Source organism: Thermus scotoductus DSM 8553, assembly GCF_000381045.1.
In the GTDB taxonomy this organism is placed as follows: Bacteria; Deinococcota; Deinococci; order Deinococcales; family Thermaceae; genus Thermus; species Thermus scotoductus.
Window position 1 is genome coordinate 52583 of sequence record NZ_KB905732.1, and the last position, 25407, is coordinate 77989.

The window sequence follows — 25407 nt, forward strand, 5'->3', positions numbered from 1 at the left end:
GCCCCATCCTCCCTAGGAGCTCCCTGCCCCCGGCATTCTACCCTTCGCTCCGTAAGGGAAGCGAAAGGCTAGGGCCAGGGCCAAGAGCGTAGCCAAAAAGGGTGGCCCCGCCATAAGGAAGCGGAAGGCGGCCTCGGGACGCGGGCCCGGCACCTCCCCGCTCACGTAGCCGAAGAGGGGGGTGAGGAGGGCAAAGGAAAGAGCCTGCAGGGGCCCGGAAAGGCGATTGATGAAGCCGTACACGCTATAGTAAACCCCTTCCCGCCTCCTCCCCGTAACCTCGGCGTCCCGGTCTATCACCTCCGCCAAAAGGACATCCCCCAGCACCAGAACCCCGCCAAACCCCACCCCGATGAGAAGGCCCACGGGAAGAGCCTCAAGAAGAGTGCGGGGCAGGAAAAGGAGAAGGGCCCCCAGGGCCAAGAGGAAAATGGCCAGAAGCCAGGCCCCCTTGGGACCCAAGGCCCCTGCCAGCCGGGCCCAGAGGAAGACCGAGGGCAAAGCGGCCAGGAGCACCGTAGCGAATTGCGCATGGGTCAGGCCCAGGTCATCGTGGTGCAGGAGGAGGACCCGCCGCCCAAGAAGCCCAAGCCGCTCCAGAAGGTCCATAAAAACCCCCTTTCCCTTCGGATTCCATCCTAGCGCACCGCCAGGGAAAAAAGCAAAAAGGGGCTTGGCCAAGCCCCTTGATGAGTTAAGCCCCTCACTCCAGGGCCAACTCCACCAGACGCCTTAACAGCTCGGGGTAAGGTAGACCCCCGGCGGCAAAAAGCCCGGGGTACATGCTGGTGGGGGTGAAGCCGGGAATGGTGTTGACCTCGTTGAGGTAGATCTCCCCCCCCGCAAGGAAGAAGTCCACCCTGGCCATGCCGCGGATGCCCAAAAGCCTGTAGGCTTTCAAGGCCAGCTCCTGCACGGTCTCCTGGGTACCGGGGTCCAGGGGCGCAGGGATCAAAAGCTCCGCCCGGCCTGGGGTGTACTTGGTCTCGTAGTCGTAGAAGGCCGCCTGGTAGCGCACCTCTCCCACGGGGCTGGCCTCGCCAAAGATATTCCCCAGAATACCCACCTCCAGCTCCCGCACCCCCGAAAGCGCCTGCTCCACCACCGCCTTCTGGTCGTGGCGGAAGGCCTCCTCTAAGGCTTCCTCCAGCTCGGCGTAGCGCTCCACCCGGCGGATGCCGATGCTGGAGCCCGTATTGGCAGGCTTGACGAAGAAAGGGGGGTCAAAAGGAACAAGAGGAGCCTCACCCCGGTAGACCGCCACCCAGGGCACCACGGGGACCCCCGCCTGGGCCAAGACCCGTTTGCTCAAGTCCTTATCCATGCAAAGGGCGCTGGCCGCCACCCCCGCTCCCACGTAGGGCTTACCCAGAATTTCCAAGAACCCTTGGATGGTCCCATCCTCTCCCCACCTTCCATGAAGCAGGGGAAAGACCACGTCATACCGGCTCCAATCCAAAGGGGGTGGAAAGGCATACCGGCCGATAGGGGCCACCTTGGCCCCAAGGGCAGCAAATGCCTCCTCCCCAAGGAGCCACCCACCGTCCTTGGCGATCACGGCGAGCTCGGTGGGGAAAGGCATGTGCTCCAAAACCCCCTGGGCGGAAAGCAGGGAAACCTCGTGCTCGGGGCTTCTTCCCCCGGCGATGAGGAGGACCTTAGGCGCGGCCATGCCTAAAGCTTAGCCCTTTTCCCCCAAGCCCTGGGAAAGATCCAGGCCGTTAAAACGGCCCGCGCAGGGAAGAAGCCCCTCCTTCACCCAGCAGAGCACGGCTTCCTTGGCCGCCTCGAGGACCCGCTCCACCACCGGCCACTCCTCAGGCCGGAAAGGGGAAAGCACGTACTCCGCCCCCAGCTCCCGGGAAGGAGGCTTGCCGATCCCCAGGCGCAGGCGGTGGAAGGCCTCCGTTCCCAAGGCCTCGGCGATGGAGGCCACCCCGCGGTTTCCCGCGGGGCTACCCCCGGCCTTGAAGCGAAGGCGGCCAAGGGGCAGGTCCATCTCGTCGTGGACTACCAGAAGGCGCTCCGGGGGAATCTTGTAAAAGCGCATCAGGGGAGCCACCACCTGGCCGCTTAGGTTGTAGTAGGTGAGGGGCTTGAGGAAGAACCCCTTCTCCCCCTCCACCTCCGCTTCCGCCAGAAGGGCCTCTCCCTTCTGCCGGAACTCAAGCCCCAGCTGGTCCAAAACCATGAAGCCCAGGTTATGCCGGGTCCTGGCGTACCTTTCCCCCGGGTTTCCCTGGCCCACCACCAGGAACATTCCTGCCCTCCGCAAAAAGGGGGCGAAAACGCCCCCCTTCCCTCCGCCAGCGCCCAATCCCCTTTCCAGGGGCCCCGCCCCTCAAGTACAGGGCGGTACTATTCCTCCTCTTCCTTCTTGCCCTTCTTGATCACCTCGGGCTCAGCGGGCGCCTCGAGGGCCTCCACCGCAAGCTTCTCCACATCCTCAGGAGGCACCACCGCAACAATGGTTTCCTCCGGGGAAATGGCCAGCTTAACCCCTTCCGGAAGCTTGAGGTCAGCGGCATGGAGGCTATCCCCGATGCCCAGGCCCGAGACATCCACCTCGATGAACTCGGGAATATTCCTTGGGGAAACCCGCACCAGGATGTCCCGGTGCACCTCCTGCAGGACACCTCCTTCCCGCACCCCTTGGGGCGTACCCACAAAGCGCAAGGGAATGTACATCTCCACGGGCTCGTCGGAGAGCACGTAGAAGTCCACGTGCTCGGGACGGCGCCGGCGCTTGTCCAGGTTCACCTGGCGCACCAGGGTGGGCAGTTCCTGGCCGTCGGGGAGCTCCAGAACGATCACGTGGTGGATGGAAGCCTGACGGAAAACCTTATCAAACTCCCCAAGTTCCACGTACACCTTCCGGTTCAGGTGCTTGTTGTAGATGACACCGGGGAGCTTCCCCGCCCGGCGCAAAGCGGCGGGCTTCTCCCCTTCCCGGTACTGGGCCTTCAAACGGTATTCCATGTCTCCTCCTCAACCTCCCAAAAGGCAAAGGCCCCCTAGGGGCACACTATGGGAAAGCTTACCACACCCCCAGGCCCTCCTGCCACCTCAGATCAACGCGCTCACCGACTGGTTGGTGTGGACGTGCCGGATGGCCTGGGCCAGAAGCTCAGCGGTGGAAAGCACCGTGTACCCCCCATCCCTCAAGGGGATGGTATCGGTGAAGATCACCTCACGGATGGCGGGATGGGAAAGGTTTTCCCGAGCCTCCCCTACCAGGACCGGATGGGTGGCCATGACCACCATTTCCGGCAAAGCCCCAGCCAGCAGGAGGGCCTCCACCCCTCGCCTTATGGTTCCCCCCGTGGAAACGATGTCATCGATGATCAAAGGCCTCTTCCCCGCCACCTCCCCGATCACGTAGGTGACGGAGGTGTCCTTGGGGCCATGGCGGCGCTTGGCCAGCATGGCCAGGGGCAGGCCCAGCCTTTCGGAAAGCCGCCTGGCCTCCTCTGCCCGGCCCGCATCCGGGGAAACCACCACGCCGTTCTCCGTATACCCCCTTTCCTGGAGGTAGCGGGCAAAGAGGCGCACCGCCGAGAGGTGGTCCACGGGGATATCAAAAAACCCCTGGATCTGGGGAGCGTGCAGGTCAATGGCGATCACCCGGTGCACCCCCACGGTTTCCAGGAGATTGGCCACCAGCTTGGCGCTCACGGGCTCGCGGCCCTGGGTCTGCTTATCCTGACGGGCGTAGCCGAAATAGGGGATGACGGCGTTGATGCGGCCCGCAGAGCTCCGGCGGGCGGCATCCGCCAGCAGGAGGAGCTCCATCAGGTGGTCGTTCACCGGGGGACTGGTGGGCTGGATGAGGTACACATCATCCCCGCGCACGCTTTCCAAAAGGCGCACCCTCACCTCCCCGTCGGGGAAGCGGTCCACCACCGCCTTTCCCAAGGGAACCCCCAGGGCTTCCGCCACCCGCCGGGCCAGATCGGGGTGGGCGCTCCCCGTGAAGAGTTTGATTTCCATGGACCCCTCCTCTCTCAGTATGCCAAAAGGGCCCGGGCTAGAAGGCCAAGCCGCCTCGAGGCCTCCTGCAAAAAGGCCTGGAAGTCCCTGGCTGCCTCCTCCCCCGCCCCATCGGTCACGGCCCGGATCAAGGCCATGGGATGCCGGAAACGCCAGGCCACCATGAGGGCCGCGGCCCCTTCCATCTCTACCGCCTGGGCCCCGTGGAGCCGGGCCAGCCTCCCTGCCTCCTCCCTATCCGCCAGAAACCGGTCCCCCGTGGCCACCACCCCCCGTCGGGCGGGAAAGCCTAAGGCGGAAGCCGCCACCTCAGCCCGGGCCAGAAGGCCAGGGTCTGAGGGGAAAAAACGCATCCCAAAGGCTGTCTCCCCAGGCTCCCGACCAAAGGGGGTGAGGTCCACATCCCACTGCACGGCTTTCTCCGCCAAAAGAAGGTCCAAAGCCCTTAAGGAAGGGTCCAAAGCCCCCGCTACCCCCAGGAAGAAGCTCTCCTTGGGAGCAAAGCGGGTAAGGACATAGGCCACCGCCGAGGCCGCCGCCACCTTCCCTACCCCGGTTTCCGCCACCAAGACCCCGTCGGCCCGGTGGAGGGGAAAAGGAGCCATAAGGGCCTCCTTGGCCTCCACGGCCTCCCTTAGGGCCAGGGCCTCCTCGGGTTCCGCGGCGAAAAAGGCCGTCACCTGCCCTCCAGGGGAATCGTCGCCTGAACCTTGAGGCCTTGCCGCAAAACCTTTTCCGCCCAGGCCCTGGCACCCTCCAGGTCATGGTCCCGGTAGTTGCCGCATTCCCGAAGGCTGGCCCCGGGGATAGGGCCCTCATGCAAAAGCACATCCCTTAGGGCGCGCTCCAAGGCCACCAAAACCCTCTCCTCCTCCAAAGGGCCTTCCGCCACCAGGTAAAACCCCGTGCGGCACCCCATGGGGGAAAGGTCAATGACCCCTTCCAGGTGGTCGCGCAGGTAACCCGCCAGGAGGTGCTCCAAGGTGTGCAGGGCCCCCGTGGGAATGGCCTCCCGGTTGGGCTTTGCCAGGCGCAGGTCGTACTTCTCCACCAGGCCGCTTCCCACCTTTCTCCGTCCCGCCAAGCGCACATAGGGGGGGTTTACCTTCGTGTGATCCAGGGCAAAGCTTTCCACCTCGGCCATGGCTTTATCCTACCCTGCTAGACTGGCTTCCATGGTCCTGGTCCTGGACTTCGGTTCCCAGTACACCCGCCTCATCGCCAGAAGGCTCCGCGAGCTTCGGGTCTTTTCCCTGATCCTGCCGGGGCGGGCGAGCCTGGAGGAAATCCTTAAGCACAAGCCCCAAGCCCTAATCCTCTCCGGCGGACCCAATAGCGTCTTTGACCCCGATGCCCCCCGCCCCGACCCCCGGGTGTTCACCCTCGGCCTTCCCACCTTGGGCATCTGCTACGGGATGCAGCTCCTCGCCCAGGAGCTTGGGGGGAGAGTGGAGCGCTCCGGTAGGGCCGAGTACGGCAAGGCCCTCCTCACCCGCCACGAGGGCTCCCTCTTCCGGGGATTGGAGGGGGAGGTCCAGGTCTGGATGAGCCACGCCGACGCCGTGACCGAGCTTCCCCCGGGGTGGCGGGTGGTGGCGGAAACCGAGGAAAACCCAGTGGCGGCCATGGAGGCGGAAGACGGCAAGGCCTTCGGGGTCCAGTTCCACCCCGAGGTGGCCCATACCCCCAAGGGGATGCAGATCCTGGAAAACTTCCTGGAGATCGCTGGGGTAAAACGGGACTGGACTCCGGAGCACGTGCTGGAAAGCCTGGTTAAGGAAGTGCGGGAAAGGGTGGGCGAGGACCGGGTGCTCCTGGCGGTTTCCGGCGGGGTGGACTCCAGCACCCTGGCCCTCCTCTTGGCCAAGGCCCGGGTGAACCACCTGGCGGTCTTCGTGGACCACGGCCTCCTGCGCCTGGGGGAACGGGAGGAGGTGGAAGGAGCCCTTAAAGCCCTCGGGGTAAACCTCCGGGTGGTGGACGCCAGGGAGCGCTTCCTTAAAGCTCTCAAGGGGGTGGAAGACCCCGAGGAAAAGCGCCGGATCATCGGGCGGGAGTTCGTGGAGGTCTTCTCCCTGGTGGCCCGGGAAGCAGGCCCTTTCCGGTTCCTCGCCCAGGGGACCCTCTACCCCGACGTGATCGAGTCCGCCGGGGAACCGGGAGCGGCCAAGATCAAAAGCCACCACAACGTGGGCGGTATTCCTGAAGATTTGAAGTTCGAGCTCCTCGAGCCCTTCCGCCTTCTCTTCAAGGATGAGGTGCGGGAACTCGCCCTGCTTCTCGGCCTTCCCGACCCTATCCGCCTGCGCCACCCCTTCCCGGGGCCGGGCCTGGCGGTGCGCATCCTGGGGGAGGTCACGGAGGAAAAACTGGACATCCTCCGGCGGGCCGACGATATCTTCATAAGCCTTCTAAGGGAGTGGGGGCTTTATTCCCAGGTGGCCCAGGCCCTGGCCGTCCTCACCCCCGTGCGGAGCGTAGGCGTGGCAGGGGACGAGCGGAAGTACGGCTACGTTCTGGCCTTAAGGGCCGTGACCACCGAGGACTTCATGACCGCCGACTGGGCCAGGCTGCCCCTGGACTTCCTGGACGAGGCAGCCCGGCGCATCACCCGCAGGGTGCCGGAGATCGGCCGGGTGGTCTACGACCTCACCTCCAAGCCTCCCGCCACCATAGAATGGGAGTGATGGGCGAACCCGCCAAGGCCCTGAAACCCCTTTCCTTGGAAGAGTATCTGGAATGGGAGGCCCGGTCCGAAACCAAGCATGAGCTGGTGGAGGGCCTGCCCTACGCCATGGCCGGGGCCAGCCGGGCTCACGCCCTTTTAACCACCAACCTGGCCCTTCTCCTGGGCCCCTTAGCCCGTAGGCAGGGATGCCGCCTCTACGTGGCGGATATGAAGCTCAAGGTGGGGGAAAGGACCGTCTACTACCCGGATCTCATGGTGGTTTGTGCTCCCCCGCCCGAAAACCCCTACTACGAGGAAGCTCCCTGCCTGGTGGTGGAGGTCCTTTCCCCAAGTACCGAAGGTATAGACCGGCGGGAGAAGCTTTGGCGGTATCTTTCCCTGCCTTCCTTGCAAGGGTATGTATTGGCGGATATCCAAGAAAGGCGAATAGAGCTTTATCAGAAAAAGGCCACGGGCATCCTCTATCAGGTCTTCACAGAAGGGGAGGTACCCTTGCCCTGCCCCCAAGGAACCCTCTCCTTGGAGGAGGTCTATAGCGGTATTTCTCTGGAAGCGCCTCAGGAAGACTAGCTCAATTGTCAAACTGGAACTCCTGGGCTATCCTGAGGGGGAAAGGAGGCCAAGATGCCCACCTTTATCGTTCTCAGCACCCTCACGGATGACGGCGCTGAGACCCTGGTGAAAAACCCCGAGCGCATCAAGGAAGTGAACCAGGAGCTGGAGCGGGACTTCGGGGTCAAGGTGGTGGCCCAGTACGCGGTTTTGGGGCCCTATGACTTCGTGAACATCGTGGAGGCAGAGGATGCCCTGGCGGTGGCCCGGGCCATGCTCCACCTCTCGGCCAGGGGAAGCGTGAGGACCTCCACCCTCGAGGCCATCCCCGTGGCCGACCTCATCGCTAAGCTCAAGTAGTGGAGGTTCTGGAAACCGCCGTCTACGCCGAGGATCTGGAGAAGGCCCGGGCCTTTTACGAAGGGGTCCTGGGCCTTCCTTGCTTCCAGTACCAGCCCCCGCGCCACGCCTTCTTCCGGGCGGGAAAGGGGGTCTTTCTGGTTTTCAACCCCCATTACACGGCAAAGGAGGAAAACCTTCCTCCCCACGGGGCCCAAGGAAGCGTCCACGTGGCCTTTAAGGTGGCGGAGGAGGACCTCCCCCTTTGGGCTAAGAAGCTCGAGGAAGCGGGCTTTCCCGTCTGGTGGGCGGACTGGCCCCGGGGGAAAAGCCTTTACACCCGCGACCCCGCGGGAAACCTGGTGGAGCTGGCCCCCGCCGCCATCTGGGGCCTAGAATGAGGGCATGGCCACCCGGTACCGCTTCGGGGTAGAGGAGTTTGAGCGCCTCTTCCAGGGGGTGAAGCACCTCGAGCTCCTCGAGGGGGAGATCTACGAGATGAGCCCGATTGGTCCTAGGCACGTCTTTGCTGTAGCCCAGTTGGACAAGAGGCTCCAGGCTCTATTGGGAGAGGAGGCGGTCATCGCCGTGCAATCCCCCCTGCGCCTTTCCCCCGACTCCGAGCCCGAGCCCGACCTTCAGGTGCTGAAGCCCCCCCTAGAACAGTACAGCGAGCGCCTCCCTGAGCCCCAGGACGTTCTCCTCCTCATAGAGGTGGCCGACACCAGCCTGGACCACGACCACAGGAAGCTCGCCCTGTATGCCAAAGCTGGTATCCCTGAGGTCTGGATCGTGAACCCGGTGGAAAACCTCCTGGAGGTCTACCGCCACCCCCAAGAGGACCACTACCGCCTTAGGGAGATCCTCTTCCCCGGCGAGGCCAAGGCTCCCCTGGCCTTCCCCCATCGGCCCATCCCCTGGTCGTGAAACAGGTGGAGCTATTCACCGATGGGGCCTGCCTGGGCAACCCCGGCCCTGGCGGGTGGGCGGCGCTTCTGCGCTACGGTAGCCACGAACGAATGCTTTCCGGAGGCGAGCCCTGCACCACCAACAACCGCATGGAGCTCACCGCCCTGCTGCAAGGGCTTAGGGCGCTCAAGGAACCCTGTGAAGTACACCTCTTCTCCGACAGCCAGTACCTGGTAAAGGCCTTAAACGAGTGGCTCCCCGCCTGGGAAAAAAGGGGGATGCGCAGAGCGGACGGCAAGCCCATAGAAAACCGCGACCTCTGGGAAGCCCTTATGCCGGAACTCAAACGGCACCGGGTGGTGCCGCACTGGATCCGGGGGCATAACGGCCACCCGGAGAACGAACGGGTGGACCGGGAAGCCAGGCGCCAGGCCCAGCGGCAAAAGGCCCTGTCCCAAACCCCTTGTCCCCCTGAGGGGGCTACGCTTTTTCCCCGATAAGCAGAAAAACGTTATACTAAGGCCATGCTAGGCCAGCCCACGAGCCGCCTCGAGAGCAAGCTCCGCCCGGAGGAGCGGGAAGGTCCTGTCTACAAGGCCAATAAGGACGCCTGGGTAGCCCTGGTGCGGGACTTCAGGGAAAGCCTGGAGAAGGTGCGCCAAGGGGGCGGGCCCAAGGCCGTGGAGCGGCAGCACAAAAAGGGACGCCTCACCGCCCGGGAGCGCATTGCGAGGCTTTTAGACCCGGGCACGGAGTTCTACGAGCTCATGGCCTTTGCCGGGTGGGGGATGTACGAGGAGTGGGGCGGGGCCCCGGCCGGAGGGGTCATCACCGGCCTCGGGCAGATCCAGGGCCAAACCTGGATGATCATCGCCAACGACGCCACGGTGAAGGCGGGGGCCTTCTTCCCCATCACCGCCAAGAAGGTGATCCGGGCCCAGACGATGGCGCTGGAAAACCGCATCCCCACCCTGTACCTGGTGGACTCGGCCGGGGTTTTCCTACCCTTACAGGACGAGGTCTTCCCCGACCAGGACGACTTTGGCCGTATCTTCTACCTCAACGCCCGCATGTCCGCCCTGGGCATCCCCCAGATCTCCGCCATCATGGGGAACTGCGTGGCTGGGGGGGCCTATCTCCCGGTGATGACGGACGTCCTCATTATGACCGAGGGAAGCGGGCTTTACCTGGCAGGCCCCGCCCTGGTGAAGGCGGCCATCGGCCAGGAGGTCAGCAGCGAGGAACTTGGCGGGGCCCGCATGCACTATGAGGTTTCCGGCACCGTGGACTTCTACGAGCCGAACGACGAAGCCGCCTTGGAAAGGATCCGCCAGCTCATCGCCTTGTACCCGCCCTCCAGGCTCGCCCCCTGGGCAGAAGGGCGCAAGGAACCCAGGGAACCCCTTTACCCCGCCGAAGACCTCTACGGCCTCATCGCTCCTGACGGCAGCCGCCCCTACGACCTTCGGGAGGTGATCGCCCGGCTGGTGGATGGCTCGGAGTTTCTGGAGTACAAGGGGGGATACGGGGAGACTCTGGTCACAGGCTTTGCCCGGATCGGGGGTTTTCCCGTGGGCATCGTGGGCAACCAGCGCCTTATCCTGAAGAAGAAGGGACGGATCGAGGTGGGTGGGGTGATCTACGCGGAGGCGGCGGACAAGGCGGCCCGGTTCATCCTCGAGGTGAACCAGATGAACATCCCCCTCCTCTTCCTCCAGGACGTGACGGGCTTCATGGTGGGGAAGGAGTCCGAGCAAGCCGGCATCATCCGCCGGGGGGCCAAGCTGGTCAATGCCGTGAGCAACTCCGTGGTGCCCAAGATCACCCTGATCCTGGGAGGCTCCTTCGGAGCTGGAAACTACGCCCTGGCGGGCAAGGCCTACGCCCCCAGGTTCATCTTCGCCTGGCCCAGCGCCAAGTACGCGGTGATGGGAGGAGCCCAGGCGGCCAAGACCCTCTTGGAGCTGGAGGTGGAAAAGCTTAAGCGGGAAGGGAAGGAACCCTCTGACGAGGAGCTAAAGGAGCTTTACGAGCGCATCAAGGGCCGCTACGAGGAAACCCTGGACCCCCGGTACGCCGCCGCCCGGCTTTGGGTGGATGGGATCCTCCTCCCCCACGAGACCCGGAAGTGGCTCATCCGGGCCCTCGAGGCCTGTGCCTTAAACCCCGAGCGGGAGCCTTTCCGCACCGGAGTCTTCCAAGTCTAGGGGAAGCCATGGCCCAAACCGCCATCCGCTATGTGGAATGCCCCCGGGATGCCTGGCAGGGCTTCAGCCGCTTCATCCCCACCGAGGAGAAGGTGGCCTTCCTAAAGAAACTCCTGGAAGCGGGGTTTCGCCATCTGGACCTCACCAGCTTCGTCTCCCCCAAGTGGGTACCCCAGATGGCGGATGCCGAGGAGGTGTTAGGAGCCTTACCTCCACCCCAGGGCCGCACCTATCTGGCCATCGTGGCCAACGAAAAGGGCTTGGAAAGGGCCCTTAAGGCCCCAAACCTCACGGCCATCGGCTACCCCTTCTCCCTCTCGGAAACCTTCCAGCGGAAGAACACCAATCGCACCCGGCAGGAATCCTGGCCTCTGGTAAAGGCCATGGTGGAGGCCACGGAGGGCAGGCTTGGCCTGGTGGTCTACCTTTCCATGGCCTTCGGCAACCCCTACGGGGACCCCTGGAGCGTGGAACGGGTTCTTGAGGACATCGCCAGGCTGCGGGAACTTGGGGTCAGGGAAATCGCCCTGGCGGACACCTACGGGGTGGCGGAGGCAAGCCGCATCCAGGAGGTGCTAGGGGAGGCTGTGGCCCGCTTTGGCCCCGAGGGCCTGGGGGCCCACCTGCACGCCCGCCCGGAAGGGGTCTTGGCCAAGGTGGAGGCGGTGCTGGCGGCGGGCATCCTCTGGTTGGAGGGCACCTTGGCCGGGGTAGGGGGCTGCCCCTTCGCCGGGGATGAGCTGGTGGGAAACCTGCCCACGGAAAAGGTCCTCCCCTACCTGGAAGCCAAAGGCTTCCACATGGGAATAGACCTAAAAGCCCTCCCCGAGCTGGCAGGGGAAGCCGCCCGGCTTAAGCTTCTATACGGTTAGGCGGCCCTTTTCAGGTAGATGCCCGGGTCGGTGGGGTTGGCGATGGCATTGATCCGCCTCACCAGTTCCTCGGGCGGTAGCTCCAAGAGGGCCGTCATCTCCGCCGGGGACACCACCGCCTCGTAGAACTTCCTGGCCCCAAGGTCCAGCAACAGGCTAACCAGCTCCGAAAGCGCCTCTTCCCCTCCCTGAAAGGCGGGGCCGAACGCGTCAGGGGTGAGGAGGTCCTTCTTGCCCCCGTGGATGAGAAGGGCGTACCGGGCCTGGTGCCGGCGGTCCTGCCAGTCGGTGATGAAATAGACCTTGGCCTCAGGAAAGCGCACGCCCTTAAGGGCTTCCTTGAGGGCCTCGAGGGTAATCCTGGGAGAAGCGCGCAGACCAACGCGTTCCATGGGAACAGCTTACAGCCATCCCCCGGGGACAGGAGTCCTCAGCCCAGGAGCTTGCGGGCGTAGATGATCTGCCCCGCATGGTGCTGGGCATGCTCCACCAGGTGGTGGAGGATATGGGCCCTGGGAGCCTTAAGACCCTGGGTGCCCACCGGAACCTCCTGGCCAAGTTCCTCCTCCCGTAGGCTCTGGAAGGCGGAAAGGAGCCTGGCCCAAACCTCCCGGAAGCGGGCCTCCACCACCTCCTTGGCCTCGGGCTCCCCCTGGAGCTCCCACTCCCGCCCCTTTTTGGCCCAGTCGGGAAGCTCCTGGGGGAAGGCGTAGGAAAGGAGCCGCAAGGAGCTTCCGGTGATGTGGCGCACCAGGCCCCCGATGGGGTTCAGCCCCTCCTTGGGCCGCCACCAAAAACCCTCATCGGAGAAGAGCTTACACTAACCCCTATGGAGGCTTTTGGTCTTCTCATCCTTTCGGGCCTGGCCCTATTACTCGCCTACCGGTTGCGGCAAGCCTCTCCCCAGGCCCGTTGCCCCCGATGCCACCTGCCCAAAGCCCTGGCGGAGGAGGTGGCCCGGTACCGGCGTCACTGCCCCCAGGTGGCCGTGAGAGCCTGCCCCTTCGACCCCAGAAGGGGTGTCTACCGCCTGCGCCGATGAACCCGGTGGAAGCCCATTGGCTGGCCCTCGAGGCGGACTTGGCCGACTACCTGGCCAAGAAGGGGATTACCCCCTCCTGCCGCGCGGGATGCTTTGCCTGCTGCCATGGCCTGGTGACCCTTTCCCGCCTGGAAGGGGAAGCCCTTCTTCCCCACCTCAGCGAGGCCCAGTGCTCCAGGCTCCTTAAGGAAGGCCCTAGGCGGCTTGCCCTTCTCAGGGAAGGCAAGGACGACCCCCACTTCCCAAGCCAGTTCTTTCTAACCCGCACCCCCTGCCCCTTTCTGGAAGAGGGCCTCTGCGGTGTCTATCCCTGGCGTCCGCTTGCCTGCCGGGGGCTTCTCACCCAAGGCGACCCGAGGCTTTGCGAACCCGAGGCGGGCTTGCAACGGGGCCATTTCCTTTCCGCTCCCTGGCGCATGGCCCGCCTGCGCATGGAGGCGGTTTGGGAGGAGGAAAAAAGGCGGTACGGCTTCCTGGTCCTGGGGGAGCTGGCCACCCTTTTGTACCTGCTTCTTTCCGGGTTTCCCGGGGAAAGGAAGGAGGCGGAAACCCTCCTGGAGGCGCTGGGGATCCTCGGGGGGCGGTGGGGGTTCCAGGTGGTATAAAAGCGGCCCTCAGGCCGCCTTTGGCGGAGGGGGCGGGATTCGAACCCGCGAGACCCCTTGGGGGGCCTACCGGTTTTCGAGACCGGCCCGTTCAACCGCTCCGGCACCCCTCCCTGAGCCGGGCAAAGAAACCCTTTAGGAGCTTAGCACACTCCCCTTCCAGGACGCCACCCCTGAGGCCTTCCCCCTGGCCGAACCGGGTCAAGGCCCCTTCCTTCAGGTTCTCCACCCCGTAGACCACCTCCACCCCCGCCTCCCGAAGGGCATGGTGGCACATGCGACACGGCTCCAGGGTCACGTAAAGCCTTCCTCCCCGGGCCCCCCGGCCCACCTCCCTAAGGAGGAGCATCTCCGCATGGGCCGTAGGATCCCGGGTAGCCTCCACCTGGTTGTGAGCCCTGTACACCCTTTCCCCCACCACCAAGACCGCCCCCACCGGCACCTCCCCCTCCTGGAAGGCCTGCCTGGCCTCCTCGAGGGCCAAGGCCATGTACCGCTCCTCCTCGGAAGGGGGATAAAGGCCCAAGACCTCCACCACCCGCTTACCCTCCGCCCTCACCGGCCAAAGGGGCTTGAGCTCCTTAGGCACCCCTTTCTCCGCCAAAAAGTCCACCAGGCGCTTTCTCCCGTAGGGCATGGCCAGGTAGTCCCCCGGCAAGGGGCGGCGGAACCCGGGGGGAAGGGGCAGCCGGGGCTCGGGGGGAAGGAGGAAAAGGGTACCTCCCTTGCGCCTGGCCGTGTAGCCGCCGGGCAGGGTGGCCACCTTGCCCCCTAAAGCCTCCTCCAAAAGGGCGATAAGCCGGGCCTCAGGCCGGAGGTCCAAGGCCTCCAGTATCCAGCGCAAAGCCCTCCGTCTAAGGACCCCGGGAGCCTCCAAAAGGGGTGCCGCCCGGTAGGCAGGCACGAAGAAGCGGGGATCGGGCAGGAGACGAGCCCTAGCCTCCCTCTCCAGGTGGGCCTCCTCCTCCATCCGCACCTGGGCAAAGCGGGAAAGCGCCTCCTTGGCCCCGGGGAACCGCTCCTCCACAAGGGGAAGCACCTTAAGCCTCAGGTAGTTGCGATCCCGGGAAAGGTCCTGGTTGGAGGGATCCTCCCGCCACGCTTCCCCCAGGGCCTTTAGGTACGCCCTTAACTCCTCGCGGCGAAAGGCCAGAAGGGGGCGGACCACAAGCCCCTCCTTCTCCCGGATGCCCAGACCCCGGGCCGTGCCCTGGAGAAGCTTTAAAAGTACCGTTTCCGCCTGGTCGTCCAGGGTATGGGCGGTGAGGATGGCCTTGGCCTTCACCTCCCTGGCCACCCGGTGCAGAAAGGCGTAGCGGATCTCCCTGGCCACCGCCTCGAGGTTCTCCCTCCGTTCCCTAGCCACCCTGGCCACCTCCACCCGCTCGGCGTAGAAGGGATAGCCAAGCCTTTCCGCCAGGGCCTTCACAAAGAGGAGATCCCCCCCGCTTTCCGGGCGCAGAGCGTGGTCCAGATGGGCCACCACCCCCTCCCGCCCAGCCCGCTTCACCAGGTGGGCCAGGGCCACGGAATCCCCGCCCCCCGAGACCGCCAGCACCAAAGGGCCCCGGGGTGCAAGCCGGGCCAGGCGCTTCTGGAAAGCCTCCTCCAATTCCTGCGGGAAGCCCTCAGGCAAGCCTGGCCACCTCCGCCTTCAAGGTAGCAAGGCAGCAACGCCCCCTGGGGTTGCGCTGGTCGCAGGCGCATCGCCTGGCCCTGACCCCCTCCTCCACCTGGGCCACCGGATCCACCCCTTGCCCCAGGGCCTCCACCAATCCCTCCCGGGTCCAGTCAAAGCAGTAGCAGACGAGGGAGGCTCCCTTGTCGTAGATGGGGAAACGCACCTCCCCCAGGGTGTACACGCCTTCCTCCCCGTAGTAGACCACCGGGCAGGCGGGATCCTGGCAAAGGTAGTGGGGGCTAGCGGGGTTAAGCCGCATCAGGGCCCTTCCCGTGAGGAAGTTCTTCACCGTCTTCAAGGGCACCTCGAGGCCTACTCTTCCATTCTGCGGGCAGAGCATACCTCCACTTTATCCTCGGTATCCTGAAACCATGAAGCTTCGCTTCCGCCAGGATGGGCCCTACGTGATGGACCTGCCCGAGGGAACCCCCTTCCGGCTCAACGGGGAGGAAAGGCGCCTGGAAAGGGCCAAGCTGGCCCTTTGCCGCTGCGGCCATTCCCGGAACAAGCCCTTCTGCGACGGAACCCACAAGGAAGTGGGCTTCCAGGCTGAGGGAGGGGAGATCCAGGTGGAGCCCTAAAGCCTTTGGGAGGAGGGACTGGAAGCCCTTCCATAGCGCGGCCTCGAGGGGTAAACTCGGGGCATGTGGTGGAAGGAAACCGTCATCTACCAGATCTACCCGAGGAGCTTTCAGGACTCCAACGGGGATGGCATCGGGGACCTGGAGGGCATCCGGCAAAGGCTTCCCTACCTGAAGGACCTGGGGGTAGGGGCCATCTGGCTTTCCCCCTTCTACAAAAGCCCCATGAAGGACTTCGGCTACGATGTGGCCGACTATTGCGACGTGGACCCCATCTTCGGCACCCTGGAGGACTTTGACCGCCTTCTAAGGGAAGCCCACGCCCTGGGCCTCAAGGTCCTCATCGACCTGGTTCCCAACCACACCTCGGACCAGCACCCATGGTTTTTGGAATCCAGAAGCTCCCGGGACAATCCCAAGCGGGATTGGTACATCTGGAAAGACCCAGGCCCGGATGGCGGCCCTCCCAACAACTGGCAGAGCTTCTTCGGAGGCCCCGCCTGGACCCTGGATGAACACACCGGCCAGTACTACCTGCACCAGTTCCTTCCCGAGCAACCCGACCTCAACTGGCGCAACCCCGCGGTGCGGGAAGCCATCTACGAGGCCATGCGCTTCTGGCTCAGGCGGGGGGTGGATGGCTTTAGGGTGGACGTGCTCTGGCTCCTGGCGGAAGACCTCCTTTTCCGGGACGAGCCCGGCAACCCCGACTGGCGCCCGGGGATGTGGGACCGGGGCCGGCACCTTCACCTCTTCACCGAGGACCAGCCGGAAACCTACGCCTACGTGCGAGAGATGCGCTACGTTCTGGACGAGTTCAGCCAGCCTGGGCAAGAGCGGGTCATGGTGGGGGAGATCTACCTTCCCTACCCACAGCTGGTGCGCTACTACCAGGCGGGTTGCCACCTGCCCTTTAACTTCCACCTGATCTTCCGCGGCCTCACCGACTGGCGGCCCGAGAACATCGCCCGTATCGTGGAGGAGTACGAAAGCCTCCTCACCCCCTGGGACTGGCCCAACTGGGTTTTGGGCAACCACGACCAACCCCGGCTGGCCTCGAGGCTAGGAGAAGCCCAGGCCCGGGTGGCGGCCATGCTCCTCTTCACCCTGCGGGGCACCCCCACCTGGTACTACGGGGACGAACTGGCCCTGCCCAACGGGGAAATCCCCCCGGATAGGATCCAGGACCCCGCCGCCCTACGGCAGAAAGGGCGCCTGGGCGAGCACGGCCTCCCTCCAGGCCGGGACCCCGAGCGCACCCCCATGCCCTGGGATACCTCTCCTTACGCGGGTTTCTCCACCGTGGAGCCCTGGCTTCCCCTAAACCCCGACTGGCCGGTGCGAAACGCGGCCGCCCAGGAGAAGGACCCGAAATCCATGCTCCATCTGGTGAAACACCTCCTCCGCCTTCGCCAGGATCCCGATCTCCTCCATGGCCGCTACCGCACCCATCAAGCAGCCAACGGCCTCTACGCCTACTTCAGAGGGGAAGGCTTCCTCATCGCCCTAAACTTCACGGACCGGGAAAAGGCCCTGGACCTACCCCAGGAGGGCAGGGTGGTCCTCTCCACCCACCTGGACCGGGAGGAGGCCGTGGGCAACACCCTCCGCCTACGCCCGGACGAGGGAGTGGTAGTCCGGCTAGGCTAGAGCGGGATGGGAAAGGATCCCTTTGCCCCCTTAGCCGAGGCCTACGAGGCCTGGTACGAAACTTCCTTGGGGGCCTTCGCCATCGCTGAGGAGGAAAAGGCCCTGAAGGCCCTCCTCCCTCCTGGGGAAAGCCTCCTCGAGGTGGGAGCGGGAACCGGTTACTGGCTTAGGCGCCTTCCCTGAAAAAATAGGGGGCACTGTACCAAAGGCTTGGCCAGGCCCCTGGGGCCTGGCCTTTTGGTGCCGGGGGCGGGACTCGAACCCGCACGTCCTTGCGGACAGCAGATTTTGAGTCTGCCGCGTCTACCGGTTCCGCCACCCCGGCGCGCGCAACCTAAGGATAAGGCCCAAAAGGAAAAGCGTCAACGCCACCCCCACCGCCCAGTCCCCATAGCGGACATAGAAGGTGCTTCCTTCCCTCAAGCCATAAGGCGCCAGCAAGTACCCCTCCTGGTGCGGGGGAATCTGCGCCACCACCCGGCCATAAGGGTCTATGCTGGCGGTGATGCCGTCGTTTCCCGCCCTCAGGAGCCAGCGCCCCGTTTCCACCGCCCGCAAGCGCCCTAAGGCAAAGTGCTGTCTGCCCCCAAAGGAAGGCCCAAACCAGGCATCGTTGGTGAGGAGAACCAGCACCCTAGCCCCTTCCCGGGCAAGGGTGCGGGCCACGGAGGGAAAGACGGACTCATAGCAGATCATGGCCCCATAGGGGCCGAGGGGAATCAGCCGGTCCCCTGGCATCCGGTCCGCCAGCTCCCCCAGGCCAAAGGCCCGGAAGAAAAACCCGTACACCCCTCCCAGGGTCTCCCGGAAGGGAAAACGCTCCCCGAAAGGCACCAGGCGCACCTTGTCGTAATGGCCCAGGACCCGCCCCTCCTGGTATAGAACCGCCCGGTTAGGCCCGTAGAGGTTCAGGCCAGTGAGAAGGAACCTGCCTTGAAGCAGGCGCTTCGCTTCCTCAGGGATCTGCCACACCGCCGTTTCCGGCCAGACCACCAGTCGCGCCTCCGGATACTGGGCCAAACCTTCCCTGGTTAAACGAAGGTAGACCTCCTGATCCAACTCCCCTTGCACCTTGGCCAGGGGGTTAACGTTCCCCTGAACCAGAAGGGCTCTTTCCGGCCCTGCTTCCGGAGGCAAGGGAAGAAGCCACAGCACCCCCCAGGGCAAAAGAATCCAGTAGCGCCGTTCCCTAAGGCCCCAGGCCACGAGCAGGGCCAAAAGGGAAAGGAGGTACACTCCACCCCAGGCGGCGAGCACCCGCCCGGGAGCCTCCACCAGGCTGTAGCCCAGGAAACCCCAGGGGAAGGCCAGATCCCCCTGCTCCGTGAGCCACTCCAGCGCCACCCACCCCCCCACCCGGGCCAGGGGCGTGGGGGTGAGGGCGAAAAGAAGCCCGAAGGAAAGGGCCTTGAAAAGCACCAGGGGCAGAAAGGGCAGAGCCCCTAAGGGGCCAAAGAGCTGGGTAAAGCTTTGGGGAAGCCAGATAAGGTGGAGGCCCCAAAACCCCAGGCCCGCCAGGAACCCCGTGCGGAAACCTCCCCCCAGGAGAAAGACCAGAACCAAGGGGGTGAAAAAGCCCAGGGGGAAGGGGGGCAGGGTGAGGGCCAGGAGGAGGCCCAGGAGGAAAGGCCGCACCCTCCTAACATAAAGGGTACGGGCCAGGTTTTCACGGGATTTTCCCAGGGTCTATGAAAGAATGGACCTATGCGCCTGGGGGTCCTCTCGGACATCCACGCCAACCTCCCCGCCTTGGAAGCGGCCCTCGAGGCCCTGCGGGATGAAGGCGTGGACGAGGCCCTGGTGCTCGGGGACCTGGTGGGCTACGGCCCCCATCCCAAGCAGGTCATCCGCCGTCTTCTCAAGGAAGGGCTTCCGGCCATCGCCGGGGCCTGGGACTTAAGGGTAGCCTACCCTCTACCGGGCACCCTGCCCGAAGGCGTGGGCAAGGCCACCCTGGAGTGGACCCGGTCCCAGCTTGCGGAAAAGGAGCTGGACTATCTCCGCTCCCTGCGTCTATCCCACCGCAAAATCTACGGGGAAAGACGGCTTGTGGCCTTCCACGGCACCCCCGGTAACCCCGAAAGCCACCTGGACCTCCTGGGCCCGGCCAACCCGTTTGTGCCGCTTCTGGAACGGTACAGGGCCGCGGTCCTCCTCCTGGGGGGGCGCCACCTGCCCCTTTCTCGCCGGGTGGGCATGGGTCTTGTAGCCGATCCAGGTAGCGTGGGCCTAAGCCTAAGCGGGGAGCCCGGGGCCGATGCCATGATCCTGGACACGGAAACCCTCGAGGTCCGCTTCCTCAAGGTGCCCTACGACCTAGGACCCCTCATCTTTGACCTCAGGGCCTGGGGACTTCCCCCCGTCCTCGAAAAGGTCTACCGCACGGGGCGCTTCCCCAAGGAGGACTGAGGCCTCGGCCCGAATCCCCTCATCGGGATCCCTTAGAAACCCCTCAATCCCCAAGCCAGCCAGAAAAAGGGCATGGAGGGCCGTGCGGCGCACCAAGGGATGGGGATCCTTCGCTGCCTCCCGCAGGAGATCCTCCCCCAGGCCCAGGTTGCTCAGGACGATGAGGGCATTCCGGGCCATGCGGGTCCTCCCTGGACGGGCGAAGGCGGTATCCCCAAACTTCCGCTGAAAGGCTCTTCCCGAGAGGCGGAAGAACTCCTCCAGGTTGGGATGGGCCAGCTCGGGCTCCGGCCTAAAGCCCTGCCACACCTTGCCAAACCGCTCCCAGGGACAGACCTCCTGGCAGAGGTCGCACCCCAAAAGCCAGTCCCCCATTCCCGGCCAGAGGGCCGGGGGAATGAAGTCCTTATGCTCCACGGTAAGGTAGCTCACGCAAACCCGGGCATCCAGGGTGCCGTCCCCTAAAAGGGCCCCTGTGGGGCAGGAAACCAGGCAACGGGTGCAGCGGCCGCAGCGGCCTGGATTCGGGAAAGGTGCCTCCACCTCCAAGGAGGTGAGAAGAACGCCGATGAAGGCGTGCACCCCAAACCCCTGGGAAAGAAACATGCCGCTTTTGCCAATCCAGCCCATCCCGGTGAGGGCGGCCAGGGTTCGCTCGGGGATGGGCCCGTGGTCCACGTACCCCTTGGCCTCTACGCCCAGGCTTCGGGCCAGGCCCTCGAGGGCCCTAACCTCCTCCCCCAGAACCAGATGGTAGTCCCGGACCCAGGCGTAACGGGCCACCCGGCCCACCCGGATTCCCCCTTTGGGTATTCCGGGGTCGGGGTAGGCGTAGGGGGCGAAGACCACCAGGGCGCTTCGCGCCCAGGGAAAGCGGTGCTCCAGGTGGAAACGAGCCTCCACGCCCCGCTCCAAATAGGCCATTCCCCCGTGCCGTCCCTCGGCCAGGAAGCGCCGGAAGCGGCCCTCCGCCTCCTCCGGTATGGCCAGGGGCGCCCAGGCGTAAAGAAGCCCCCGTTCCCGAAGGGCTTCCTCTAGAAGCGGGCGGGCCTCCACGGCTTCACTTTAGGGCAAAGGCCGAGGGGAAGCTGGTATAATCCCCGGCATGGAAGAGGTGAAGATCGCCCTCCTGGGCGGAGGCACCGTGGGTAGCGCCTTTTACACCCTGGTCCAGGAGCGCCTCGAGGACTTCCATGCCCTGGGCTTCTCCCCTCGGTTTCTGGGGGTACTGGTGCGGGAAAGGACCAAGCCCAGGCCCATCCCTGACGAACTCCTGCGCACCGAACCCATGGACCTCCTGCAGGCGGACGTGGTGGTGGAAGCCATGGGTGGGGTGGAGGCCCCCCTCAGCTTGGTCCGCCCCGCCCTGGAAGCGGGTATCCCCCTCATCACCGCCAACAAGGCCCTTCTGGCGGAGGCCTGGGAGGCCTTGCGCCCCTTCGCTGAGGAAGGGCTGATCTATCACGAGGCCAGCGTCATGGCCGGCACCCCGGCCCTATCCTTTTTGGAAACCCTCAGGGGAAGCCAGCTTGTAGAGCTCCACGGGATCCTGAACGGCACCACCCTCTACATCCTGCAGGAGATGGAAAAGAGGCGGACCTATGAGGAAGCCCTCCTCGAGGCCCAGCGTCTGGGCTACGCCGAGGCGGATCCCACCCTGGACGTGGAGGGCATAGACGCCGCCCACAAGCTCACCCTTTTGGCCAGGCTTCTGGTGGACCCTGCTTTCCCCTTCCCGGAGGTGAAAACCCAGGGCATTACCCGCCTCACCCCGGAAATCCTCCAAACCGCCCAAGCCCAAGGAGAAAAAGTACGCCTGGTGGCAAGCCTCTACGGGGAAGGTGGGCGCTGGCGCGCGGCGGTGGCCCCCAGGCGCCTGCCGCAGGACCACCCTTTAGCCCGGGCCCAGGGCAACATCCTGTGGGTGCGGGCAAGGCCCCTGGGCGAGGTCTTCGTGACGGGACCGGGAGCCGGGGGCGGGGCCACGGCCAGCGGCCTCCTCGCCGACCTCTTTCGCTTCCTCTCCGGCCACCTGGGCCACCTGCCCGCCCCGGCCCCAAAGCCTCCCACGGAAGAGGGAACCCCCTTCCCCGGGGTAGAATAAGGGCGTGCCCTTTCTGGACCTTCTCCACCCCATGAGCAAGGCTTTCCGGAACCCTTGACGGCTTAGCCCCCTAGGGGGAAACATATCCCCATGCGGCTTCCCCTCATCGAGCGGTACCGGGCCCACCTTCCCGTGTCTCTCAACACGCCCGTGATCTCCCTTTTGGAGGGCTCCACCCCCTTGATGCCCTTAAAAGGCCCTGAGGAAGCCCAAAGACGGGGCATACGCCTCTATGCCAAGTTCGAGGGGCTGAACCCCACGGGGAGCTTCAAGGACCGGGGCATGACCCTGGCGGTTTCCAAGGCGGTGGAGGAAGGAGCGAAGGCGGTGGCGGCTGCCAGCACGGGAAACACCGCCGCCAGCGCCGCCGCCTACGCCGCCCGTGCGGGGATAAGGGCCATCGTCATCCTGCCCGCGGGCTACGTGGCCCTGGGCAAGGTGGCCCAGAGCCTGGTCCATGGGGCGCGGATTATCCAAATCGAAGGCAACTTCGACCAGGCCTTGGCCCTTACCAAGGCCCTCACCGAGGCCTATCCCGTGGCCCTGGTGAACTCCTTGAACCCCTACCGCCTGGAAGGCCAGAAGACCCTGGCCTTCGAGGTGGTGGACGAGCTGGGGGATGCCCCCCAGTACCACGCCCTGCCCGTGGGCAACGCCGGTAACATCACCGCCCACTGGATGGGCTACAAGGAATACCACGCCTTGGGCAAGGCGAGCCGCCTCCCCCGGATGCTGGGCTTCCAGGCGGCGGGCGCCGCTCCCTTGGTCCTGGGGCGGCCCGTGGAGAAGCCGGAAACCCTGGCCACCGCCATCCGCATCGGCAACCCGGCCAGCTGGCAAGGAGCCATGCGGGCCAAGGAGGAATCCGGCGGGACGATAGAGGCAGTGACAGACGAGGAAATCCTCCTCGCCTACCGCTACCTGGCCCAGGAGGAAGGAATCTTCTGCGAGCCCGCCTCCGCCGCCGCCATGGCCGGGGTGTGGAAGCTCCTCAGGGAGGATCGGTTGGATCCGGGAAGCACCGTGGTCCTCACCCTCACGGGCCACGGCCTCAAGGACCCGGCCACCGCGGAAAAGGTGGCCGAGCTTCTACCCCCGGTGCCAGCGAACCTCGAGGCGGTAGCCGAGGCCGCGGGGCTATTGTGATAAGCTTGGGCCATGTCCGAGGCCAAAGACGCCCGCAGGAAGCCCAAGGAACCCTTCCCCGGAGCCTACTACCTGGCAGGGGCCATCACCATCGCCCTCATGCTTTTCTTTATGGTCCTGGGAGCCACCCTTCCCCCCGGGATAGCGGGGTTTCTGGTGGCCTTCGTCCTGGGCCTTACCGTAAACCCCAAGTATGTCCCCTTCTTTCTCGTGGCGGGGGTCTTCTCCGCGGTCATGGGCTTTTTGGGGCAGGAGCCCCAGGTGGCCTGGGGCGGGGTAGCCCTGGCCCTTTCCCAGGTGCTGGTCAAACGCTTTAACTGGACCTGATGAACCCTAACCGCCTATCCCAAAGCCTGGCCCTCCTGGGTGTGGCCGCCTACGCCTACTTCCTCTTCCTGCGCCCCAACCAGGAGGGAATGGCCCTGGCCGTGGGCCTCTTCGTGGGCACCATGGGCGTCGCCTATGGGGAGAAGCCCTTTCTTGTGCCCTTCTTTGTGGGGCTTTTCGCCTTGCTCTTCCTCCTTCAGCTCCTCTTCGGCCACCCCATCCCCTTCCTCACAGGGGGTGCCCTGGGGGCAGGCCTTCCCTATCTGGTCTACCGCTTGCGCAAGCCCGCCAGGTAGAGGAGGGCTCCAAGGAGCATTCCCTCTCCCAGGGCCGGCAGGTAAAGGAGGAGTTCCCGGACGTCCAAGCGCAGGTAGAGGAGGAGGGGCCAAGGGGTGAGGGCCCAGGCCAATCCCGGCCTGCCGTACCCTGCCGCCAGGAAGATTCCTACACCCAGGCCCCTCAGGTAGGCCAGCCACCCCGAGCCCAGCTCGTTTTGATACACAAACCAGATGAGATTGACCCAGACCCCCAAGGCCCAGAGGGGAAGGCGGTTCTGCCAGCGAAAGGCCACGAAGAGGAGGAGCAAAAACCCGAGCACCTCAAGCACGGGCCACCTCCCGGGAGCCATGGGCCTCGAGGTAGGCCACCAGGACCTCCAAGGCCTTCTCCACTGCCTCATCCAGATCCTCGCCAGGGATAACGGGAATCCCCTCCTCCTGGGCCCAGCGGAGGAGGTGCTCCTGGATGAGGCGGATCTCGGCGAAGTGGGTGAGGTATTTCTCCTGCGGCCGGGCGCGGGCCGTCTCCCGGTCCCTAAGGAGAAAGCGGTCCCGGTGAAGCTTCTCGTCCTGAAGCACCACCAGCATGGGTACAGTGAGGACCCGCTCCCGGTAAGGATGGTCCAGGTAACGGGGGACCACGTGAACCCCTTCCAGAACGATGGAGGTCCCCTCGAGGGCGCTTCGCTCCTGAATAGCCCGCAAACCCACCGCCACTCGGGCCACCTGGTCCAAAAAGCCCCGCATCACCCGCACCTCATGGCTTTCCTCCCCGCTCAGGTCCAGCAGAAGGGCTCTCCAGGCCTCAAAGGTGGAAAGGTGTAAGGTGGGAAGGAGGTCCTGGGAAAGGGAGGCCCGGAAGACCTCCCGCACGGCATCGGAGGGAACGATGTGGGTGATGCCCAAGCGGTAGGCCAGGGCCGAGGCCAGCACGCTCTTCCCCACCCCGGTTACCCCACCGATGAGGATGTGCACCGGGCGGGCGCTTCGCCTCAGGCTTCTAAGGAGCAGGTACCGCCTGGCCACCTCCTCCCCCGCCTCCTTTAGAAGGGCCTGGTACACCCTTTCCCGAAGCTCATTCCGCCGGATCACCCTCCGCCCCTCCTGGCGCAGGGCCTTTTCCATCTCCCGGGCCAGCCGGTACGCCCGCTCAGGGGAGAACCCAATGCCCATCAGGGACTGGGCCAGGATACCTTTGGAGAAAGGCATCCGGGGTTCGCCGCTTTCCTCCTCCACGAAAAGCTCCCCGGCGAAGGCCTGGCGCTGGAGGTAGCGCCTGCGAGCCCCCTTCCCCAGGGCCCGGCCCACCACCTGGGCCACCATCTCCTCCAGGCGGCGGGCGGAGATCTGCCTGACCCCTTCTTGCCTGAGATGCCCTTCCACTTCCTTGGCCAGGTCGTGGGCTTCCTTCAAGGAAAAACCCGCCTCCTCGAGGCTCCTCGCCAGAAGCCCTTTGGAAAAGGGACGGCGCTTCCTCCCCTGGAGCACCAGGATCTCCTCAAAGGGAAGGGTCTGCCTGGAAAGGCTATCCGCCACCTCCTCCCCCAGGGCCCGGGCCACCTCCTCCAAGAAAACCCGGCGCAAGACCCGAGGGGGCACGGCCAGCTGCCCCTCCGCCTTCAACCTCTCCTCCACGGTGTGGGCCACGGCTTGGGCGGCCTCGAGGGGCACCCCCAAGGGCAAAAGCGCCTCCACCAGAAGCCCCTTGGAAAGAGGCCACCTTCCTCTGCGCAGGCGAACAAAAACCTCAGCCATTCTCTGGCATCATAGCACTTTACTCATGAGAATGGCCTTTCTTGACAGGCCTTTTCCCCGCGTGCTACCATACCTTACGGCTTGGCGCCGTAGCCAAGTGGTAAGGCAGAGGTCTGCAAAACCTCCATTCGCCGGTTCGAATCCGGCCGGCGCCTCCAAAGCATGGGCGCGTAGCTCAGGTGGCCAGAGCACTACCTTGACACGGTAGGGGTCGGTGGTTCAAGTCCACTCGCGCCCACCAAGAACCCCCGGGGCTGGCCCCGGGGGATTT

At 65.0% G+C, this 25407-nt stretch carries 31 protein-coding genes, 4 tRNA genes and 2 pseudogenes; 20 read left to right on the plus strand and 17 right to left on the minus strand.

Annotated elements, in window-relative coordinates:
* Window positions 1-12: 12 nt before the first annotated feature.
* From F604_RS11785 to F604_RS0102395, 7 genes are all read right to left on the minus strand, one after another.
* The gene (locus tag F604_RS11785; protein ID WP_155984143.1) at window positions 13-609 is read right to left on the minus strand and encodes an MFS transporter; all 597 of its coding nucleotides are present in this window, start codon (window positions 607-609) and stop codon (window positions 13-15) included.
* 94 nt (window positions 610-703) lie between these two features.
* Window positions 704-1672, minus strand: coding sequence for a D-alanine--D-alanine ligase (gene ddl, locus F604_RS0102370; RefSeq protein WP_019550274.1), 969 nt, complete (start codon window positions 1670-1672; stop codon window positions 704-706).
* A 9-nt stretch (window positions 1673-1681) separates the two neighbouring features.
* Window positions 1682-2260: an aminoacyl-tRNA hydrolase gene (gene pth / locus F604_RS0102375; RefSeq protein ID WP_019550275.1), complete on the minus strand. Its 579-nt coding sequence runs from the start codon at window positions 2258-2260 to the stop codon at window positions 1682-1684.
* A gap of 98 nt (window positions 2261-2358) precedes the next feature.
* Window positions 2359-2979, minus strand: a complete 621-nt coding sequence (locus tag F604_RS0102380) for a 50S ribosomal protein L25 (RefSeq protein WP_019550276.1) — start codon at window positions 2977-2979, stop codon at window positions 2359-2361.
* Window positions 2980-3066: 87 nt separating this feature from the next.
* Window positions 3067-3990, minus strand: coding sequence for a ribose-phosphate diphosphokinase (locus F604_RS0102385; RefSeq protein WP_019550277.1), 924 nt, complete (start codon window positions 3988-3990; stop codon window positions 3067-3069).
* A 14-nt stretch (window positions 3991-4004) separates the two neighbouring features.
* Window positions 4005-4670 (minus strand): 5'-methylthioadenosine/S-adenosylhomocysteine nucleosidase, encoded by a 666-nt coding sequence (mtnN, locus tag F604_RS0102390; RefSeq protein ID WP_019550278.1) that lies wholly within the window; start codon window positions 4668-4670, stop codon window positions 4005-4007.
* Window positions 4667-5134 (minus strand): S-ribosylhomocysteine lyase, encoded by a 468-nt coding sequence (locus tag F604_RS0102395; protein WP_019550279.1) that lies wholly within the window; start codon window positions 5132-5134, stop codon window positions 4667-4669. The genes mtnN and F604_RS0102395 overlap by 4 nt, the downstream gene beginning before the upstream one ends.
* 31 nt (window positions 5135-5165) lie before the next feature.
* On the opposite strand from F604_RS0102395, the gene guaA reads away from it, so the two are divergent.
* Genes guaA through F604_RS0102435 form a run of 8 tightly spaced genes read left to right on the plus strand, consistent with a single transcriptional unit; the run spans window position 5166 to window position 11558 of the window.
* Window positions 5166-6677 (plus strand): glutamine-hydrolyzing GMP synthase, encoded by a 1512-nt coding sequence (guaA, locus tag F604_RS0102400; protein WP_026328926.1) that lies wholly within the window; start codon window positions 5166-5168, stop codon window positions 6675-6677.
* Window positions 6677-7249, plus strand: coding sequence for a Uma2 family endonuclease (locus F604_RS0102405; protein ID WP_019550281.1), 573 nt, complete (start codon window positions 6677-6679; stop codon window positions 7247-7249). The genes guaA and F604_RS0102405 overlap by 1 nt, the downstream gene beginning before the upstream one ends.
* 54 nt (window positions 7250-7303) lie before the next feature.
* On the plus strand, window positions 7304-7591 hold the full coding sequence (locus F604_RS0102410) for a glutamine synthetase/cystathionine beta-lyase binding protein (RefSeq protein ID WP_019550282.1): 288 nt from the start codon (window positions 7304-7306) through the stop codon (window positions 7589-7591).
* On the plus strand, window positions 7591-7971 hold the full coding sequence (locus F604_RS0102415; RefSeq protein WP_019550283.1) for a VOC family protein: 381 nt from the start codon (window positions 7591-7593) through the stop codon (window positions 7969-7971). Before F604_RS0102410 ends, F604_RS0102415 begins: the two co-directional genes overlap by 1 nt.
* Window positions 7972-7975: 4 nt before the next feature.
* Entirely contained in the window at window positions 7976-8497 is a 522-nt protein-coding gene (locus tag F604_RS0102420) for a Uma2 family endonuclease (RefSeq protein WP_019550284.1), read from the plus strand.
* On the plus strand, window positions 8494-8979 hold the full coding sequence (gene rnhA, locus F604_RS0102425) for a ribonuclease HI (protein WP_015717817.1): 486 nt from the start codon (window positions 8494-8496) through the stop codon (window positions 8977-8979). Before F604_RS0102420 ends, rnhA begins: the two co-directional genes overlap by 4 nt.
* Window positions 8980-9003: 24 nt before the next feature.
* Entirely contained in the window at window positions 9004-10686 is a 1683-nt protein-coding gene (locus tag F604_RS0102430) for an acyl-CoA carboxylase subunit beta (protein WP_019550285.1), read from the plus strand.
* Window positions 10687-10694: 8 nt separating this feature from the next.
* On the plus strand, window positions 10695-11558 hold the full coding sequence (locus tag F604_RS0102435) for a hydroxymethylglutaryl-CoA lyase (protein WP_019550286.1): 864 nt from the start codon (window positions 10695-10697) through the stop codon (window positions 11556-11558).
* Here F604_RS0102435 and F604_RS0102440 read toward each other — a convergent pair.
* Window positions 11555-11950: a DUF3197 domain-containing protein gene (locus tag F604_RS0102440; RefSeq protein ID WP_019550287.1), complete on the minus strand. Its 396-nt coding sequence runs from the start codon at window positions 11948-11950 to the stop codon at window positions 11555-11557. The two genes, F604_RS0102435 and F604_RS0102440, sit on opposite strands and share 4 nt — an antisense overlap.
* 38 nt (window positions 11951-11988) lie before the next feature.
* Window positions 11989-12366: pseudogene (locus F604_RS0102445) on the minus strand (DinB family protein); the annotation flags it as partial.
* Window positions 12367-12387: 21 nt separating this feature from the next.
* On the opposite strand from F604_RS0102445, the gene F604_RS0102450 reads away from it, so the two are divergent.
* A complete protein-coding gene (locus F604_RS0102450) occupies window positions 12388-12600 on the plus strand; it encodes a hypothetical protein (protein WP_015717822.1) in 213 nt (70 codons plus the stop codon).
* The gene (locus F604_RS0102455) at window positions 12597-13205 is read left to right on the plus strand and encodes a YkgJ family cysteine cluster protein (RefSeq protein ID WP_019550289.1); all 609 of its coding nucleotides are present in this window, start codon (window positions 12597-12599) and stop codon (window positions 13203-13205) included. The genes F604_RS0102450 and F604_RS0102455 overlap by 4 nt, the downstream gene beginning before the upstream one ends.
* Before the next feature lie 21 nt (window positions 13206-13226).
* Here F604_RS0102455 and F604_RS0102460 read toward each other — a convergent pair.
* The 3 genes from F604_RS0102460 to F604_RS0102470 form a co-directional block, all read right to left on the minus strand.
* Window positions 13227-13318: transfer RNA gene (locus F604_RS0102460), tRNA-Ser, on the minus strand.
* Complete coding sequence (tilS, locus tag F604_RS12505) at window positions 13297-14841, minus strand: tRNA lysidine(34) synthetase TilS (RefSeq protein WP_019550290.1); 1545 nt, start codon at window positions 14839-14841, stop codon at window positions 13297-13299. Before tilS ends, F604_RS0102460 begins: the two co-directional genes overlap by 22 nt.
* Window positions 14834-15226 carry a hypothetical protein gene (locus tag F604_RS0102470; protein ID WP_019550291.1) on the minus strand — a complete coding sequence of 131 codons (393 nt, stop codon included), beginning with the start codon at window positions 15224-15226 and terminating at the stop codon, window positions 14834-14836. Before F604_RS0102470 ends, tilS begins: the two co-directional genes overlap by 8 nt.
* A gap of 31 nt (window positions 15227-15257) precedes the next feature.
* On the opposite strand from F604_RS0102470, the gene F604_RS0102475 reads away from it, so the two are divergent.
* From F604_RS0102475 to F604_RS0102485, 3 genes and pseudogenes are all read left to right on the plus strand, one after another.
* Window positions 15258-15467 carry a CDGSH iron-sulfur domain-containing protein gene (locus F604_RS0102475; RefSeq protein ID WP_015717826.1) on the plus strand — a complete coding sequence of 70 codons (210 nt, stop codon included), beginning with the start codon at window positions 15258-15260 and terminating at the stop codon, window positions 15465-15467.
* 63 nt (window positions 15468-15530) lie between these two features.
* Window positions 15531-17117: an alpha-amylase family glycosyl hydrolase gene (locus tag F604_RS0102480; RefSeq protein WP_015717827.1), complete on the plus strand. Its 1587-nt coding sequence runs from the start codon at window positions 15531-15533 to the stop codon at window positions 17115-17117.
* A gap of 6 nt (window positions 17118-17123) precedes the next feature.
* Window positions 17124-17294: pseudogene (locus tag F604_RS0102485) on the plus strand (methyltransferase); the annotation flags it as partial.
* Window positions 17295-17355: 61 nt separating this feature from the next.
* On the opposite strand, the gene F604_RS0102490 reads toward F604_RS0102485, so the two are convergent.
* Window positions 17356-17442, minus strand: a tRNA-Leu gene (locus F604_RS0102490).
* Window positions 17421-18752 (minus strand): apolipoprotein N-acyltransferase, encoded by a 1332-nt coding sequence (gene lnt, locus F604_RS12510; RefSeq protein WP_019550292.1) that lies wholly within the window; start codon window positions 18750-18752, stop codon window positions 17421-17423. Before lnt ends, F604_RS0102490 begins: the two co-directional genes overlap by 22 nt.
* Before the next feature lie 69 nt (window positions 18753-18821).
* Here lnt and F604_RS0102500 point away from each other — a divergent pair, with 69 nt between their 5' ends.
* Window positions 18822-19526 carry a metallophosphoesterase family protein gene (locus F604_RS0102500; RefSeq protein WP_019550293.1) on the plus strand — a complete coding sequence of 235 codons (705 nt, stop codon included), beginning with the start codon at window positions 18822-18824 and terminating at the stop codon, window positions 19524-19526.
* On the opposite strand, the gene queG is transcribed toward F604_RS0102500, so the two are convergent.
* A complete protein-coding gene (gene queG, locus F604_RS0102505; RefSeq protein WP_019550294.1) occupies window positions 19434-20582 on the minus strand; it encodes a tRNA epoxyqueuosine(34) reductase QueG in 1149 nt (382 codons plus the stop codon). The genes F604_RS0102500 and queG overlap by 93 nt on opposite strands.
* A 49-nt stretch (window positions 20583-20631) precedes the next feature.
* Here queG and F604_RS0102510 point away from each other — a divergent pair, with 49 nt between their 5' ends.
* The 4 genes from F604_RS0102510 to F604_RS0102525 all read left to right on the plus strand — a co-directional run bounded on the left by F604_RS0102510 (window position 20632) and on the right by F604_RS0102525 (window position 23399).
* The gene (locus tag F604_RS0102510) at window positions 20632-21630 is read left to right on the plus strand and encodes a homoserine dehydrogenase (RefSeq protein ID WP_019550295.1); all 999 of its coding nucleotides are present in this window, start codon (window positions 20632-20634) and stop codon (window positions 21628-21630) included.
* A gap of 90 nt (window positions 21631-21720) precedes the next feature.
* Window positions 21721-22776: a threonine synthase gene (thrC, locus tag F604_RS0102515; RefSeq protein ID WP_019550296.1), complete on the plus strand. Its 1056-nt coding sequence runs from the start codon at window positions 21721-21723 to the stop codon at window positions 22774-22776.
* A gap of 12 nt (window positions 22777-22788) precedes the next feature.
* Window positions 22789-23103 (plus strand): hypothetical protein, encoded by a 315-nt coding sequence (locus F604_RS0102520; RefSeq protein WP_015717834.1) that lies wholly within the window; start codon window positions 22789-22791, stop codon window positions 23101-23103.
* The gene (locus tag F604_RS0102525; RefSeq protein ID WP_019550297.1) at window positions 23103-23399 is read left to right on the plus strand and encodes a hypothetical protein; all 297 of its coding nucleotides are present in this window, start codon (window positions 23103-23105) and stop codon (window positions 23397-23399) included. Before F604_RS0102520 ends, F604_RS0102525 begins: the two co-directional genes overlap by 1 nt.
* Here F604_RS0102525 and F604_RS0102530 read toward each other — a convergent pair.
* Together F604_RS0102530 and F604_RS0102535 are read right to left on the minus strand one after the other, a co-directional pair.
* Window positions 23372-23710 carry a hypothetical protein gene (locus tag F604_RS0102530; RefSeq protein WP_026328928.1) on the minus strand — a complete coding sequence of 113 codons (339 nt, stop codon included), beginning with the start codon at window positions 23708-23710 and terminating at the stop codon, window positions 23372-23374. The genes F604_RS0102525 and F604_RS0102530 overlap by 28 nt on opposite strands.
* Window positions 23703-25136, minus strand: a complete 1434-nt coding sequence (locus F604_RS0102535) for an ATP cone domain-containing protein (protein WP_019550299.1) — start codon at window positions 25134-25136, stop codon at window positions 23703-23705. The genes F604_RS0102530 and F604_RS0102535 overlap by 8 nt, the downstream gene beginning before the upstream one ends.
* An 83-nt stretch (window positions 25137-25219) precedes the next feature.
* Here F604_RS0102535 and F604_RS0102540 point away from each other — a divergent pair.
* Window positions 25220-25294, plus strand: a tRNA-Cys gene (locus F604_RS0102540).
* Window positions 25295-25300: 6 nt separating this feature from the next.
* Window positions 25301-25377: transfer RNA gene (locus F604_RS0102545), tRNA-Val, on the plus strand.
* The last annotated feature ends 30 nt before the right edge of the window (window positions 25378-25407 follow it).

Excerpts from the sequence above, each read along its gene's own strand:
- F604_RS11785 (WP_155984143.1), bottom strand. The coding sequence starts at position 609 with ATGGACCTTCTGGAGCGGCTTGGGCTTCTTGGGCGGCGGGTCCTCCTC.
- ddl (WP_019550274.1), bottom strand. The coding sequence starts at position 1,672 with ATGGCCGCGCCTAAGGTCCTCCTCATCGCCGGGGGAAGAAGCCCCGAG.
- pth (WP_019550275.1), bottom strand. The coding sequence starts at position 2,260 with ATGTTCCTGGTGGTGGGCCAGGGAAACCCGGGGGAAAGGTACGCCAGG.
- F604_RS0102380 (WP_019550276.1), bottom strand. The coding sequence starts at position 2,979 with ATGGAATACCGTTTGAAGGCCCAGTACCGGGAAGGGGAGAAGCCCGCC.
- F604_RS0102385 (WP_019550277.1), bottom strand. The coding sequence starts at position 3,990 with ATGGAAATCAAACTCTTCACGGGGAGCGCCCACCCCGATCTGGCCCGG.
- F604_RS0102395 (WP_019550279.1), bottom strand. The coding sequence starts at position 5,134 with ATGGCCGAGGTGGAAAGCTTTGCCCTGGATCACACGAAGGTAAACCCC.
- guaA (WP_026328926.1), top strand. The coding sequence starts at position 5,166 with ATGGTCCTGGTCCTGGACTTCGGTTCCCAGTACACCCGCCTCATCGCC.
- F604_RS0102405 (WP_019550281.1), top strand. The coding sequence starts at position 6,677 with ATGGGCGAACCCGCCAAGGCCCTGAAACCCCTTTCCTTGGAAGAGTAT.
- F604_RS0102410 (WP_019550282.1), top strand. The coding sequence starts at position 7,304 with ATGCCCACCTTTATCGTTCTCAGCACCCTCACGGATGACGGCGCTGAG.
- F604_RS0102420 (WP_019550284.1), top strand. The coding sequence starts at position 7,976 with ATGGCCACCCGGTACCGCTTCGGGGTAGAGGAGTTTGAGCGCCTCTTC.
- F604_RS0102430 (WP_019550285.1), top strand. The coding sequence starts at position 9,004 with ATGCTAGGCCAGCCCACGAGCCGCCTCGAGAGCAAGCTCCGCCCGGAG.
- F604_RS0102435 (WP_019550286.1), top strand. The coding sequence starts at position 10,695 with ATGGCCCAAACCGCCATCCGCTATGTGGAATGCCCCCGGGATGCCTGG.
- F604_RS0102440 (WP_019550287.1), bottom strand. The coding sequence starts at position 11,950 with ATGGAACGCGTTGGTCTGCGCGCTTCTCCCAGGATTACCCTCGAGGCC.
- F604_RS0102450 (WP_015717822.1), top strand. The coding sequence starts at position 12,388 with ATGGAGGCTTTTGGTCTTCTCATCCTTTCGGGCCTGGCCCTATTACTC.
- F604_RS0102455 (WP_019550289.1), top strand. The coding sequence starts at position 12,597 with ATGAACCCGGTGGAAGCCCATTGGCTGGCCCTCGAGGCGGACTTGGCC.
- F604_RS0102470 (WP_019550291.1), bottom strand. The coding sequence starts at position 15,226 with ATGCTCTGCCCGCAGAATGGAAGAGTAGGCCTCGAGGTGCCCTTGAAG.
- F604_RS0102475 (WP_015717826.1), top strand. The coding sequence starts at position 15,258 with ATGAAGCTTCGCTTCCGCCAGGATGGGCCCTACGTGATGGACCTGCCC.
- F604_RS0102480 (WP_015717827.1), top strand. The coding sequence starts at position 15,531 with ATGTGGTGGAAGGAAACCGTCATCTACCAGATCTACCCGAGGAGCTTT.
- F604_RS0102500 (WP_019550293.1), top strand. The coding sequence starts at position 18,822 with ATGCGCCTGGGGGTCCTCTCGGACATCCACGCCAACCTCCCCGCCTTG.
- F604_RS0102510 (WP_019550295.1), top strand. The coding sequence starts at position 20,632 with ATGGAAGAGGTGAAGATCGCCCTCCTGGGCGGAGGCACCGTGGGTAGC.
- thrC (WP_019550296.1), top strand. The coding sequence starts at position 21,721 with ATGCGGCTTCCCCTCATCGAGCGGTACCGGGCCCACCTTCCCGTGTCT.
- F604_RS0102520 (WP_015717834.1), top strand. The coding sequence starts at position 22,789 with ATGTCCGAGGCCAAAGACGCCCGCAGGAAGCCCAAGGAACCCTTCCCC.
- F604_RS0102525 (WP_019550297.1), top strand. The coding sequence starts at position 23,103 with ATGAACCCTAACCGCCTATCCCAAAGCCTGGCCCTCCTGGGTGTGGCC.
- F604_RS0102535 (WP_019550299.1), bottom strand. The coding sequence starts at position 25,136 with ATGGCTGAGGTTTTTGTTCGCCTGCGCAGAGGAAGGTGGCCTCTTTCC.